At 61.6% G+C, this 13,615-nt stretch carries 10 protein-coding genes; 6 read left to right on the top strand and 4 right to left on the bottom strand.

Going from position 1 to position 13,615, the window contains the following annotated elements; genetic code table 11:
* Positions 1-98: 98 nt before the first annotated feature.
* From ACS5Q8_RS10530 to ACS5Q8_RS10505, 6 genes are all read left to right on the top strand, one after another.
* Positions 99-950 carry a fumarylacetoacetate hydrolase family protein gene (locus tag ACS5Q8_RS10530; RefSeq protein ID WP_465160140.1) on the top strand — a complete coding sequence of 284 codons (852 nt, stop codon included), beginning with the start codon at positions 99-101 and terminating at the stop codon, positions 948-950.
* A gap of 3 nt (positions 951-953) precedes the next feature.
* A complete protein-coding gene (locus tag ACS5Q8_RS10525) occupies positions 954-1,766 on the top strand; it encodes an IclR family transcriptional regulator (protein WP_465160139.1) in 813 nt (270 codons plus the stop codon).
* Positions 1,767-1,796: 30 nt separating this feature from the next.
* The gene (locus ACS5Q8_RS10520) at positions 1,797-3,443 is read left to right on the top strand and encodes a bifunctional 3-(3-hydroxy-phenyl)propionate/3-hydroxycinnamic acid hydroxylase (RefSeq protein WP_443700578.1); all 1,647 of its coding nucleotides are present in this window, start codon (positions 1,797-1,799) and stop codon (positions 3,441-3,443) included.
* A gap of 22 nt (positions 3,444-3,465) precedes the next feature.
* Positions 3,466-4,314: a VOC family protein gene (locus ACS5Q8_RS10515; protein WP_276197421.1), complete on the top strand. Its 849-nt coding sequence runs from the start codon at positions 3,466-3,468 to the stop codon at positions 4,312-4,314.
* A gap of 72 nt (positions 4,315-4,386) precedes the next feature.
* On the top strand, positions 4,387-5,865 hold the full coding sequence (locus tag ACS5Q8_RS10510; RefSeq protein ID WP_443693900.1) for an aldehyde dehydrogenase family protein: 1,479 nt from the start codon (positions 4,387-4,389) through the stop codon (positions 5,863-5,865).
* A gap of 71 nt (positions 5,866-5,936) precedes the next feature.
* Complete coding sequence (locus ACS5Q8_RS10505; protein WP_247396543.1) at positions 5,937-6,935, top strand: helix-turn-helix domain-containing protein; 999 nt, start codon at positions 5,937-5,939, stop codon at positions 6,933-6,935.
* Between the two features lie 95 nt (positions 6,936-7,030).
* On the opposite strand, the gene ACS5Q8_RS10500 is transcribed toward ACS5Q8_RS10505, so the two are convergent.
* From ACS5Q8_RS10500 to ACS5Q8_RS10485, 4 genes are all read right to left on the bottom strand, one after another.
* Positions 7,031-7,732, bottom strand: a complete 702-nt coding sequence (locus ACS5Q8_RS10500; RefSeq protein WP_276197419.1) for an MlaA family lipoprotein — start codon at positions 7,730-7,732, stop codon at positions 7,031-7,033.
* An 86-nt stretch (positions 7,733-7,818) separates the two neighbouring features.
* Positions 7,819-9,213, bottom strand: a complete 1,395-nt coding sequence (locus ACS5Q8_RS10495) for an efflux transporter outer membrane subunit (protein ID WP_276197418.1) — start codon at positions 9,211-9,213, stop codon at positions 7,819-7,821.
* The gene (locus ACS5Q8_RS10490; protein ID WP_465160138.1) at positions 9,210-12,344 is read right to left on the bottom strand and encodes an efflux RND transporter permease subunit; all 3,135 of its coding nucleotides are present in this window, start codon (positions 12,342-12,344) and stop codon (positions 9,210-9,212) included. Before ACS5Q8_RS10490 ends, ACS5Q8_RS10495 begins: the two co-directional genes overlap by 4 nt.
* Positions 12,345-12,346: 2 nt before the next feature.
* Positions 12,347-13,531, bottom strand: a complete 1,185-nt coding sequence (locus ACS5Q8_RS10485; RefSeq protein WP_465160137.1) for an efflux RND transporter periplasmic adaptor subunit — start codon at positions 13,529-13,531, stop codon at positions 12,347-12,349.
* Positions 13,532-13,615 lie beyond the last annotated feature (84 nt).

The following is a 13,615-nucleotide window of genomic DNA, read 5'->3' as shown; positions in this document are numbered from 1 at the left end:
AGGATTTATACAAAAATCTCACTTTACAGGATTAATTCGCAAGACTAGATTAAGTCCATTGCAGCCCATCCCCGCTCCCCTTTCCGAGAGGACACTTCATGAAATTCGCGAGTTTTATCGTTCAAGGCCGTACCACCTACGGCGTGGTTGAAGCTGATCAGGTGATTGACCTGGAATCGGTCAAAACCACCTTTGGCACCGACCTCAAGCAGGCCATCGCCATCAATCGCCTGGGTGAACTGACGCCAGCCGTCCTGGCCCCGCTGCCACGCGTCGCATTGGCGGACGTAACGTTCCTGCCGGTGATCGAGAACCCGGGCAAAGTGCTGTGCATTGGCATCAACTACGCCACCCATGTGCGTGAAACCGGTCGTGAAATGCCGACCTACCCGATGATTTTCACGCGTTTCGCCGACAGCCAGGTTGCGCACCTGCAACCGATCATTCGTCCGAAGGCTTCGCATAAGCTCGATTTCGAAGGCGAACTCGCCGTGGTCATCGGCAAAACCGCGCGCCACGTCAAGGCCGCGGATGCGCTGGAGTATGTGGCCGGTTATGCCTGCTACAACGATGGCAGCGTCCGCGACTGGCAGAAGCACACCATCCAGTTCGTGCCGGGCAAGAATTTCCCGTGCACCGGCGGCTTCGGTCCCTGGTTGGTGACCTGTGATGAGATCGGCGACCCGCAAGACCTGGAATTGACCACGCGCCTGAACGGCCAAGTGATGCAACACACCCGCACCAGCGACATGATTTTCGACGTGCGTCACCTGATCGAATACTGCTCCACCTTCACCGAACTGGCGCCCGGCGATGTGATTGTCAGCGGCACCACCGGTGGCGTCGGCGCCTTCCGCGAACCGCCGGTATGGATGAAGCCCGGCGATACCGTCGAGGTCGAGATCTCGGGCATCGGCATCCTGCGCAACAGCATCGCCGATGAGCAGTAAGCCATGAAGCTATTGCCTGAATCAGAGCACCTGCCCGAGCAGGACGCCGATAGCAAAGGCTCAAGCCTGGAGCGCATGCTGCGGGTGCTGGATTTATTTACCGAGGCCAGCCCGATCTGGGCGGTCGACGAGATGGGCGCTGCGCTGGGTTACACGCGGTCGACCATCTACCGCTACGTACGCGAGTTGGCCGAGGCGAACCTGTTGTTTCAGGTCGAAGCAGGCCGCTACGCGCTGGGCGCGCGGATCATCACCTGGGATCGCCAACTGCGCCTGAGCGACCCTCTGGTGCGCGCAGCACACGCCCTGGAGCAGGACCTGCCACGCTGGAGCAAGCAACAGGTGTGGCTGATCTGCCGGCTGTTCAAGGACCAGGTGGTGTGTATCCACCAGCATGGCGACTTGTTCAGCGAGGTCAGCTACTCCCGTGGTTCACCCAGGCCGCTGTTCCTTGGCGCAACCTCGAAGGCGATCCTCGCCAACATGACGTCGCGCCAGCACAGTCAGCTGTTTCTGGAAAACCCCGATGAAGTGCGCGCCAGCCATCTGGGGCAGACCTGGGAACAGTTCCGCCGCTCACTGCAGCAACTGCGCCGCCAGGGGTACGTCGCCAGCGCGGCTGAAATTGATCCCGGCGTCTACGGCCTCGCGGCACCGATCTTCGACAGCGACGGCAAGGTGGTCGGCAGCATCAGTTGCCTTCGTCCGACTCAGGAGCGCGACAACGCACAGGAAGCGCAACAAGGGGCACACATGCAGGCCCTCGCGCAGGCCCTGTCGCAGCGCATGGCGACACTCCCCCATCGCCCCGCGTAGCCAGACTGAAAACTTTGGAAGGGAATAACAATGACAACCCTCAACAGCGTCAGCACCCAAGTCTTGATCATCGGTGCCGGGCCTACCGGACTGACCCTGGCCAACCTCCTCGGCCAGGCCAATGTGGACACCCTGATCATCGACCGCAAACCCGGCACTGTGACTGAACCGCGCGCCGTCTCGATCGACGATGAATCCTTGCGCACCATGCAAGCCATCGGGATGGATGACGCCGTGTTGCGCGATGTGGTGCCCGGTTATGGCGTGCATTACTTCACCCGCGCGGGCGGGCGTTGCTTCGGCAAGGTCGAGCCCACTGGCAGGTTATATGGGTTTCCCAAGCGTAATGCGTTTCGCCAGCCGCTGTTCGAAAGCACGCTGAAGGTCGGCCTTGAACGTTTTGCAAACCTGACAGCGCGCTTCAATCACGAACTGCTCGAGTTCACTCAAGACCCGCATGGCGTGCGCGCGTTGATCAAGGATGCCGATGGCCAACTGCTCGACGTCAAGGCCAGCTACCTGATCGCCTGCGACGGCGGGCGCAGCCCAGTGCGCAAGCAACTGGGGGTCGAGATGGTAGGGTCGAGCTTCTCCTCACGCTGGCTGGTGGTCGATACCGACCAGGATGACGACCCCTTCTGGCAGACCCGCGTGTATTGCGATGCTCGGCGCCCGGTGGTGGAAGTGCCCGGCCCGCACCGTACTCGGCGCTTTGAGTTCCAGCTCAAGCCGGGCGAAACCGATGCGCAGGTGCTCAGCCCCGAATGCCTGCACACGCTGCTGCGTCCGTTCAAGGGCGATGCCCCGGTGTCCATCGTGCGCAAGACGGTCTACACCTTTCATGCCCGCGTCGCCGAGCGTTGGCAGGTCGGCCGCGTATTTCTTGCCGGCGATGCCGCGCACTTGACCCCGCCCTACGCCGGGCAAGGGATGAACAGCGGCGTTCGCGATGCGCACAATCTGGGCTGGAAGCTGATCGCCGTGCTCAAGGGCCAAATGGCCGCGACCGCCCTGCTGTCTTACGAAAGCGAGCGGCGCGACCATGCCTGGGCCTTGATCAAGCTGGCCCTGAACCTTGGCGTGGTCATGGCGCCGGCCACCGTGCTGCGGGCTCGCCTGATCAGCACGGCATTCGCGCTAATCGGCCTGGTGCCGCCGCTGCGCGACTATTTCCTGCAAATGCGCTTCAAGCCCAAACCGCGGTTTACCAAAGGCCTGGTATTGCCCGAAGGCAAGGCCGGGAAGCTGGCCTGCGGGCAAATGTTTCCTCAGCCATTGCTGACCGATGCCCAAGGCCACACACAACTGCTGGACACGACCATCGGTGCCGGTTTTGCCCTGATCCACTATGGCGACCCGACCCACCAACGCCTTGATGAACTACGGCACGGTCTGTGGGACCACCTGGAGGCCAAACGCATCCTGATCCTGCCCGCGCACGTTCAGACGCTGCCGTCGATCCCCGGCTGCACCGTGCTGCAAGACCGTGAGAGTGCGCTCAAGGACCTGCTCGGCGACAGCCAGAAGTTTCTGCTGCTGCGCCCGGATCGCTATGTCGCCGCCATCTTCGACAGGACCACGCACGATCAGGTCGCCGAATCCTTGCAGGCGTTGTTCGGCATCACGCTGACAAGCCACTGCGCAGCTGAGCCGGGCATGGCGCCCGTCTACCCCTGAACCTTCAGACCCAGAGGTGTTTATGCAAACCTTGCAGACTTCCACCCCCGCCCGCCTGTGCTACCTGCACCTGGCGAGCAAAGATCCACAGCAGCAAGTCGACTTCTATCGGCGCCTGCTGGACATGGACGGCCTGGCGCAGGCTGACGGCAGTTGGCTGCTCCAGGGGCCTCAACGGGCCATGCTGATCTCGCCCGCCGACCATAGCGGCCTGCTCGCGGCGGCGTATGACCTGGGCAGCCAAGCGCACTTGAGCGCACTGCGCACGCGCCTGCTCGGCAACGGTTGTAACGTCGAAGCGCTCGACTCGCCGCTGCTGGAAGCGGGCGCCTTTCAAATCCGTGACCCCCAGGGTCGGCAAACCGTATTTGGCGTGTCTCGCGGCGCGTCCACGCTCGACCGCAACGGCATGCCGGGCCGCCTGCAGCACGTGGTGTTCCAGACCACGGAGCTGGAAGCGATGATCGACTTCTACGTCAACACCGTGGGCTTCACCGTCTCGGACAATGTCGTCGACGAGCCAAGCGGCCAGCTCACCACCTGCTTCCTGCGTTCGGACGACGAACACCATTCGCTGGCGTTCTTCCGTGGGTCGAAAAACGAGTGGGATCACCACTGTTACGAAACCAACGAATGGAACGACATTCGCGACTGGGGCGACCGCTTCGCCAAGGAACGGATCACCTTGTTCTTCGGCCCGGGTCGCCATGGCCCAGGCAACAACCTGTTCTTCATGGTGGTCGATGCCGATCGCAACCGCCTGGAGTTCTCGGCCGAGCTGGAGATTACCGAGGCCACGCGCCCGCCTGGCGTCTGGCCGCAGGAGGAATACACCCTCAACTCCTGGGGACGCGCCTGGATCCGAAGCTGAATACGCACAACCTAAAGGGTCTGCCCTCACCCACCCTCAATCGACGCGGCTACCTGCCTCTAAGGTAAGACTATGACAACTCCAATACTCGCGGCCTACGCCATCAACGGCGATCAATACATCAACGGCACCTGGCGTGCAGGTCGTTCTGCACGACGCCTGGACGACCGTAACCCCTTCAATGACGAACCCTTGCTGGAAATGCCCCTGGCCTCGGTGGCCGACCTGGATGACGCGTACCAGGCTGCCCAGCGCGCGCAAACCGACTGGGCAGCGCTGCACCCGACCCAGCGCAGTGCGCAGCTTGAAAAACTCGCCCAGGTCATCCAGAACCGCAGCGAAGAAATCATCGACTGGCTGATCCGCGAGTCCGGCAGTACCCGCATCAAGGCGGGCATGGAATGGCAGTTCACCCTCAACCTGGTTCGCGAGTGTGCAACGCTGCCGATGCAGGTTGAAGGCCGGATCCTGACCAGCTACAAGCCTGGCGAACAGAGCTTCGTGTTTCGCGAGCCGCTGGGGGTGGTCGGTGTGATCAGCCCATGGAACTTCCCGCTGTACCTGAGCATGCGCTCGGTGGTGCCGGCCCTTGCGCTGGGCAATACCGTGGTGCTCAAGCCCGCCAGTGATACGGCGGTTACCGGCGGCCTGTTGATTGCCCATCTGTTCGAAGAGGCCGGGTTCCCGGCGGGCTCGCTGAACGTGGTGGTCGGCGCGGGTTCGGAGATTGGCGATGCGTTCGTCGAGCACCCGATACCGAGCCTGATCTCCTTCACCGGCTCCACCGATGTGGGACGCAATGTCGGGCGCATCGCCACCGGCGGCAAGCACATCAAGCGCGTGGCCCTGGAGCTGGGCGGTAACGCGCCGCTGGTGGTGCTGGAAGATGCGGACATCGAGATAGCGGCGCATGCCGCAGTCGTCGGACGCTTCCTGCATCAGGGCCAGATCTGCATGAGCGTCAACCGGGTCATTGTCGACCGCTCGCTGTATGCCGACTTCGCGGCCCTGGTGGTGGAGCGTGTACGCAAACTCAAGACCGGTGACCCGGCCAAGGCCGACACGGTGATCGGGCCGGTGGTCAACCAGAGCCAGCTCGACGGTCTGTTGGGGAAGATCGCGGCCGCCGAGCGCGCCGGCCTCAAGCAGTTGTGTGGCGGCCAGGCTCGCGGGTTGGTGCTGCCGGCCCATGTCTTCGGCGAAGTGAGCCCCGACCAGGCTTTGGCCCGCGATGAAACCTTCGGGCCGTTGCTGCCGCTGCTGATCGCCGACAACCAGGCCCATGCCCTGGCGTTGGCCAACGCCAGCGAGTACGGTTTGTCCAGCGCGGTGTTTACCCGTGATATGGCGCGCGGCCTGAGTTTTGCCCGTGGCATCGTGGCGGGCATGACCCATATCAACGACATCACCGTCGACGATCAGCCCAACGCACCGTTTGGCGGCGAAAAGAATTCCGGCCTTGGGCGCTTCAACGGTCACTATGCCCTGGATGAGTTTACCCGGGCCCATTGGGTCACCTGGCAAGCCGGGAGCCATAATTACCCTTTCTGATCGTCTGTCCGGAGCGGGCAAGGCTCACACCTTGCCCCTTCAGCCCAAAACAAAAAACAAAAGGCGAAACAATGAATAATCTAGCCTGCGTGTCCACCGATCAGGTCGTTCGCTCTGATCGGCTGATGAAGTGGAAGGAGTTCATGAGCGATCACCTGGGTCGCACGCCGGAGTATATAAAGCGCCTGGAGTCCACCAACATCGACCCGTTGCACAACGGCAACTTCCAGGGCCGCCTGGAATACGGTGACTTGGGCCAGTTGCGTTTCTGCCGCCTGACCGCCAGTGCCCATCGCTATTCACGCCACCTGAGCAAGGCGCTCGATGTCGTCGACACGCCGCGGATGTTGATACTGCAAGTCGCCGGCGTCAGCCACTTCGAGCAAGGTCAGCAAAACAGCAGCGTCGCGCCGGACGAAATGCTCCTGGTCGACTGCGGCAAACCCTTCAGCGTCACCAGTACCCAGGGCTGCGAGCACTTTATCCTGTTATTCCAGGGCCCCGCCGGGCAACTGACGCAGACCGGCGACATGCACTTGAACGGCCGTAACGGGCTGGGGCGCATGTTGATGCACTTGATCAGCGACGCTTACCACCAATACCCCTTGCTCAACAGCCAGTCGGCCGGGCTGATCGGCGACAGTATCGCGGGGCTGCTGAACAATGCGCTGAAGAACAAGCAAGATGAAAAGCAACTCGACCACGACTTCCGCTTCTTCAAACAGAATCGCCTCAAGGCGTATATCGAGCGTCACCTGGCTGACCGCGACTTGAGCATAGAACGCATCGCCAATGCCGAGCAGTGCTCGGTGCGCAGCTTGCATCGGGCATTTCAGGACGAACTGGGGTGCAGTGTCAGCGAGTACATCTGGCAGCGGCGGTTGTCCCGTTGCGCCGAGGACCTGCGCAACCACGACCAGGCCCATCGCTCACTCACCGAGATCGCCTATGCCTGGGGCTATGGCAGCAGCTCTCACTTCAGCCGGCATTTCAAATCGACATTCGGCATGTCGCCCCGGCTGTTTCGTGAAACCGCCAGCGACGCCCGCGTGAAACCTACTGCGGCATGACGCCAGTCGCCGGCCATCGAAGCCTAGGCTTTGATGGCCGGTGCAGTTGGATCGTGTCAGCGCGTATCTTGATCTCAAGGTGCAAAACGCACCGATCAAAAGTCGTCCTTCACGTTTCCATCGTTAATCTTGAACTCTCGGTGTTGTAGATAAACACTTCGAATGAAGTTGTATTTATCACCGGTGATGAGCTTTTCAGATTTCATATATTGAGCGCGTCCGTCGATCATGCCCACGGCGTACAGGCTATTACGCGTAGGCACGTCGCCGATATAACGAACCGGGTTGGCGTAGATATCGGGAAAGATCGCCGGCGCATCGCGAAGTGTGCTTGGCCCCAAGAGCGGCAGTACAAGATAAGGACCACTACCTACCCCCCAGTAACCGAGGGTTTGACCGAAGTCTTCGTCATTGCGCTGCAGCCCCATGGGCGTCGCGACATCGATCAATCCCGCCAGGCCAAGGGTGCTGTTGAGTAAGAGGCGACTGGTATCAACCCCGGCGCTATGGAACTTGGCTTGAAGTACATTGTTCGCGAGGTTCTTGACCTCTCCCAGGTTGTTGAAAAAATTATGAATGCCGTCTTGCGCAATGCGCGGGGTGACAAATTGATAACCCTGGGCAAGTGGTTTCAGTGCGTAGGTATCCAGCGTGTCATTGAATGAAAAGATCGGGCGGTTAATGCGTTCCCAGGGGTCCTTGTCGGAGTCCGCCCGGGAAAGGGGTGAAAGCGTGATGAAACAGGCGCAGGTCAGTACCTGAACGCAACGGCTTAAATTGGAACGATAGGCACGCATGTTTATTTCCCATTGAATGAAGTTAGCCGATTTGACGCACGCAAGCCGTTCCATCGCTGCGCTTCTGTGTGCAACTGGCAGAGCCATTAATTCCAACCGCCCCCCAACACTTTGTACAACGTGATGCGGTTACTCTGCTCGGTCAGACGCAGGGTGATCAGGTCCTGTTGGGCGCTGTAGAGCGAGCGTTGCGCATCCAAGGCTTCCAGGTAGCTTTGCGAGCCGCCCCGATACAAGGCATCCGAGAGTTCGAAGCTTTTGCGACTGGCGTCGGTCAGCGCCTGTTGCGCGGCGATCCGGCGATCCAGGGTGCTGCGCACGGCCAGCGCGTCGGCCACTTCGCGGAACGCGGTCTGCAGGGTTTGCTGATAGGTCTGTATCTGGATGTCGCGCTCGACCTTGGCCGAATCCAGGGTCGCGCGGTTACTCCCGCCGTCGAAAATCGGCACGCTGATGCTCGGGGCAAAGGTCCAGGCACCGCTGCCGGATTTGAACAGGCCGGCCAATGCCGAGCTGGACGAGCCAGCGTCGGCGGTCAGGCTGATGCTGGGGTAAAACTTCGCACGGGCCGCGCCGATGTCGATATTCGCCGACTTGAGCGTGTGTTCCGCCGACAGCACATCCGGGCGTTGTTGCAAGAGGCTCGAAGGCAGGCCCGCCGGTATGTCCACCAGCACCGCCGCCGACGCCAAGTGCGTGCCCGGCAAGAGTGCCTCGGGAAGGTCACTGCCGACCAACAGGCGCAAGGCATTGCGGTCCTGCAGAATCTGGCTCTCGTAGGACGCCACATCGCCGCGCGCCGACTCGACCGTGGTCTGGGCTTGCGCCACCGACAGCGCGGAGGAGCCGCCCAGGGCATAGCTGTTTTGGGTCAGGTCGTAGGTGGCCAACTGGCTGGTCAGGGTTTCCTGGGCCAGCAGCAGCCGTTCGTTGTCGGCGGCCAGGGTCAGCCAGGCGGTGGCCACTTCGGCCACCAGGCTGATTTGCGTACTGCGTCGGGTTTCCGTCAGCGCCAGGTAGTCTTCCAGCGCCTCATCCCGAAGGTTACGTACCCGACCAAACACGTCCAGTTCATAACTGCTCAGCCCCAATTGCGCGCTGTAATCGTGGGTGGTGGCCGCCGTACCGGTGTTGGACAACGACCCGGGTGTACGGCTGTGGGTGCCGCTGACGCTCGCATCAAGGGTGGGAAACAGGTCCGCGCGCTTGATGCGGTACTGCGCCTGAGCCTTTTCGACATTCAGGCTTGCCAGGCGTAAATCACGGTTATTGGCCAGCGCCAACGTCTGCAACTGCGCCAGGCGGCTGTCGGTAAAGAACTGCTGCCATTTGACATCGGCGCCCACCTGCCCTTTCGGCAGGCTGGCCGCCGGCAGCCATTGCCCGGAGACGGGCGCTTCAGGACGCTCATACTGGGGCGCCAGGTTGACGCAGCCACCCAGGACCATGGCAGCCAGCAAAGGCCAGTGTGACTTGATCATGCATCACCTGTCGGAGCAGATTGATTAGCGCTGCGCTCGCGCCCGAAACGGCGGCGGATCAGCACAAAAAACAGCGGTACAAAGAAGATCCCCAGCACCGTGGCGCTGAACATACCGCCCAGCACGCCCGTACCGATGGCCTGGCGCCCGGCGGAGCCTGCGCCGGTACTCAAGGCCAGCGGCAACACGCCGAACATGAAGGCCAGGGACGTCATCAGAATCGGCCGCAGGCGTTGGCGCACCGCGATCAGCGTCGCGTCGATCAGGCTGTTGCCCTGCTCTTGCAGGTGCTTGGCGAACTCCACGATCAGGATCGCGTTTTTCGCGGCCAGGCCCACGGTGGTCAACAGCCCCACCTGGAAATACACGTCGTTGCTCAACCCGGCGACGCGGGTCGCCAGCACCGCACCGATCACCCCCAGGGGCACCACCAGAATCACCGAAAACGGCACCGACCAACTCTCGTAGAGCGCAGCCAGGCACAGGAACACAAACAATACGGAAAGTGCATAGAGCAGCGGGGCCTGGGACCCGGACAGGCGTAATTGATAGGACTGCCCTGTCCACTCGTAGCCGATGCCCTGGGGCAATTGCCGGACGATGGCTTCCACCGCGTCCATGGCGTCGCCGGAGCTCACGCCTGGCGCGGGGTCACCGACGATTTCCAGGGAGGCGTTACCGTTGTAGCGTTCCAGCAAGGGTGAGCCGTAACTCCAGGTGCTGCTGGCAAACGATGAGAACGGCACCATTTCATTGCTGCTGTTGCGCACGAACCAATGATCAAGGTCCGCGGCCTGCATGCGCGCGGATGCCTGACCCTGCACATAGACTTTTTTCACCCGACCCTGGTTGAGAAAATCATTCACATAAGTACCGCCCAACGCCGTCGACAAGGTGGTGTTGATATCGCTGGTACTCAGGCTCAGGGCGCCGGCCTTGCGGTCGTCAATGCTGACCTTGAGCTGCGGCGCATCGTCCAGGCCGTTGCTGCGAACCCCCAGCAAGCGCGGATCTTTTCTGGCCAGCTCAAGAAACTGTTCGCGGGCCGCCACCAGCGCATCATGGCCCAGACCACCGAGGTCCTTGAGTTGCAGGTCGAACCCCGAGCTCTGGCCCAGACCGCGCACGGTCGGAGGCTGCATGACGAAAGCGTCGGCATCGCCGATGCTGGAGAGCGCCATGGTCGCCCGTTGGGCAATCGCCGCCGCACCCTGGCCAGGCCCACCGCGTTCGCCCCAGTCCTTGAGGCGGATAAACGCCCGCGCGGTGTTCTGGCTGTTACCGCCCATGCCCAGCCCGCTGATGCTGATCATCGCTTCGACTTCGGGCTGTTTGAGGATGTAGTCCTCGAACTGCTTGACCACGGCCTGGGTACGGCTGTCCGTCGCGCCGACCGGCAACTGGATCTGTGCCAGGAGGATCCCTTGGTCTTCGTCCGGCAGAAACGACGTGGGTAGGCTCATGTAGCCCACCGCCATGACCACCAGCACTCCGCCATAGAGCAACAGGCTGCGCCCCCAGCGCCGCAACACCGCACCCACCCAACGCTCGTAACCGACGCTGGCACGTTCAAAGGTACGGTTGAACCAGCCGAAGAACCCGTGCTGAGCACCCTGCCCCTGGCCGTCGTGCGTTTTGAGCAACGAGGCGCAGAGCGCGGGTGTCAGGGTCATCGCCACCAACACCGACAAGACCATGGCCGAGACAATGGTCACCGAAAACTGCCGATAGATAATCCCGGTGGAACCGCCGAAAAACGCCATGGGGATAAACACCGCGCTCAGCACCATCGTGATGCCGACCAGTGCGCTGGTGATTTCACGCATCGATTGACGCGTGGCCGCCACGGGCGATAGTCCCTGGCCCATCAGCCGCTCAACGTTTTCGACCACCACGATGGCGTCGTCAACCAGCAAGCCGATCGCCAGGACCATGGCAAACATCGTCAAGGTATTGATCGAATAGCCAAACACCGCCAACACGCCGAACGTGCCCAGCAGCACCACCGGCACGGTAATCGCCGGGATCAGCGTCGCGCGCAGGTTTTGCAGGAACAGGAACATGATCAACACCACCAGCACGATGGCCTCGCCCAAGGCCTTGACCACTTCCTCGATGGACAGGCTGACAAACGGCGTGGTGTCGTAGGCAATCACATTTTTAAGCTGCATTTCTGTCGGGTAGAACGGCTCCATTTCTTTGAGCTTGGCCTTGACCGCCTTGCCGACGTTCAGCGCATTCGCGCCTGCCGCCAACTGCACACCCATGGCAGCGGCGGGCTTGCCGTTGAGGGCGGTGCTGATGTCGTAGCTTTCACTGCCCAACTCCAAGGTCGCGACATCGCCCAGCAACACCACGGCACCATCGCTGTTGGACTTGACCACCACATTGCGAAACTCTTCGACGGTCTGCAGTTTGCTGCGGGCGCTGATCGTCGCGTTCAACTGCTGCCCCTTGATCGCCGGCAAGGCACCGAGCTGCCCAGCCGAGACTTCGGTGTTCTGCGCCTCCAGGGCACTGCTGACGTCCGAAGGCATCAGCGCGTATTTTTCCAACAGGGCCGGGTCCAGCCAGATACGCATGGCGTAGCCTGACCCCAACGTTTGCACATCACCGACGCCGTCTATGCGGCTGATGGAGTCGAGCAAGGTGGTGGAAATGTAGTCACCAATCTGAGTGCCGGTAACGCTGGGGTCATCCGATGCCAGGGCGACGATCATCAGGAAGTCCGAGCCGCCCTTGGTCACGGTCAGGCCTTCGCTTTGTACCGATTGCGGCAGCCTCGACTCGGCTTGTTGCAGCTTGTTCTGCACCTGCATCTGGGCCACATCCGGGTCGGTGCCGGCGGTAAAGGTCAAGCTGATGCTGGCGCTGCCCGCCGAGCTGCTGGTGGCCGACATGTAGGTCAGGTTATCCAGGCCTTTCATCTGCTGCTCGATGACCTGGGTCACCGAGTCTTCCACGGTCTTGGCCGAGGCCCCGGTGTAGGTCGCGGAAATCTTCACCGTGGGCGGCGCGATGTCCGGGTATTGCTCCAGCGGCAACTGGCTGATGGACAGGCTGCCACCGAGCATGATCACGATGGCGATGACCCAGGCGAAAATCGGTCGATCAATAAAAAAGTGCGCCACGCTTAACCCTCCTTCGCAGGGGTGGACGGCGCGGCCGCCTGAGCATTGGCGTCCTGCACCTGGACGGCGGCGCCGGCACGGACTTTTTGTCCACCTTCGACGACCAACTGATCACCGGCCTTCAGGCCCGCCGTGATCCACCACTGATTACCCACCGCGCGATCGACGGTCAGCTCACGCTGTTCAATCTTGCCATCGACCACCAGCAACGCCGTGGTCACACCGCTGGCACTGCGGTTTACGGCTTTTTGCGGGATCAGAATGGCCTGGTCATCGCGCGCCTGTTCCAGCACCGCGCGTACATACATGCCCGGCAGCAGCAGGTGGTCCGGGTTGGCGAATTCGGCACGCAGGGTGACGGTGCCCGTGCCTTCGTTGACACTCACCCCGCTGACCTTGAGCCGCCCAGTCTGGTTGTAGGTGGTGCCGTCATCCAGCTTCAGGCTGATCCGCGCCTCGCCATTGCCATTGGACTGCAACACGCCGCTGGCCAGGTCACGCTTGAGCCGCAGCAGTTCCGTGGTCGATTGGGTCACGTCCACATAGATCGGATCGAGTTGCTGCACGGTGGTCAATGCGCTGTCCTGATTGGCCACCACCAGCGCGCCTGGGGTCACCGTGGACGTTTCAATGCGCCCGCTGACCGGCGAGGTGATGCGCGTGTAAGCCAGGTTGATCCGTGCGGTTTGGACTTCCGCCTCGGCGACTTGCACGTCGGCGGCGGCCGTCAGCAAGGTCGCCTGAGCGTCTTCGTTAGTTTGCTGACTGATGGCATTGATCTTCACCAGTTCGGCGTCGCGCTTGGCGGTGGTCTGCGCCGATTTAAGCGTGGCGCGGTACTTGACCAGGCTCGCCTGGGACTGCGCCAGCGCGGCGGTATAGGACGCCGCATCCAATTGGTACAGCGCTTGCCCGACCTTGACATCCGCCCCCTCGACGAACAACCGCCGCTGGACGATACCGCCGACTTGCGGACGAATCTGCGCCACCATGAAGGCCTGGGTGCGTCCCGCCAACTCGGTGGTCAGTACTTGGCTCTGGGGTTTTACGCTGATCACCGAGACTTTGGGGGTGATCGCTTGAGGTTCCGGCTTGCCACCGGAGCAACCGCCCAGCAGGACCAGGATGAACAAAGACAGGCAAACCGCGGCGGTTACCAGGTATTTGGCGATGATTTTCGTCGACATAACGGCCTCTACAAGACGGGATTGCTTGAGTCAGCGCTATCGTGCAAGGCAAATGTGCAGGAAAATTGAAGATTGCCCGACCGG

The sequence above is a fragment of the Pseudomonas sp. PAMC25584 genome, assembly GCF_058135675.1.
The sequence above is the reverse complement of the archived record's forward strand: the minus strand, read 5'-3'. Positions and strand labels throughout refer to the sequence as shown.

Coding starts and splice junctions, on each gene's coding strand:
- ACS5Q8_RS10530 (WP_465160140.1), top strand. CDS start 99: ATGAAATTCGCGAGTTTTATCGTTCAAGGCCGTACCACCTACGGCGTG.
- ACS5Q8_RS10525 (WP_465160139.1), top strand. CDS start 954: ATGAAGCTATTGCCTGAATCAGAGCACCTGCCCGAGCAGGACGCCGAT.
- ACS5Q8_RS10520 (WP_443700578.1), top strand. CDS start 1,797: ATGACAACCCTCAACAGCGTCAGCACCCAAGTCTTGATCATCGGTGCC.
- ACS5Q8_RS10515 (WP_276197421.1), top strand. CDS start 3,466: ATGCAAACCTTGCAGACTTCCACCCCCGCCCGCCTGTGCTACCTGCAC.
- ACS5Q8_RS10510 (WP_443693900.1), top strand. CDS start 4,387: ATGACAACTCCAATACTCGCGGCCTACGCCATCAACGGCGATCAATAC.
- ACS5Q8_RS10505 (WP_247396543.1), top strand. CDS start 5,937: ATGAATAATCTAGCCTGCGTGTCCACCGATCAGGTCGTTCGCTCTGAT.
- ACS5Q8_RS10500 (WP_276197419.1), bottom strand. CDS start 7,732: ATGCGTGCCTATCGTTCCAATTTAAGCCGTTGCGTTCAGGTACTGACC.
- ACS5Q8_RS10495 (WP_276197418.1), bottom strand. CDS start 9,213: ATGATCAAGTCACACTGGCCTTTGCTGGCTGCCATGGTCCTGGGTGGC.
- ACS5Q8_RS10485 (WP_465160137.1), bottom strand. CDS start 13,531: ATGTCGACGAAAATCATCGCCAAATACCTGGTAACCGCCGCGGTTTGC.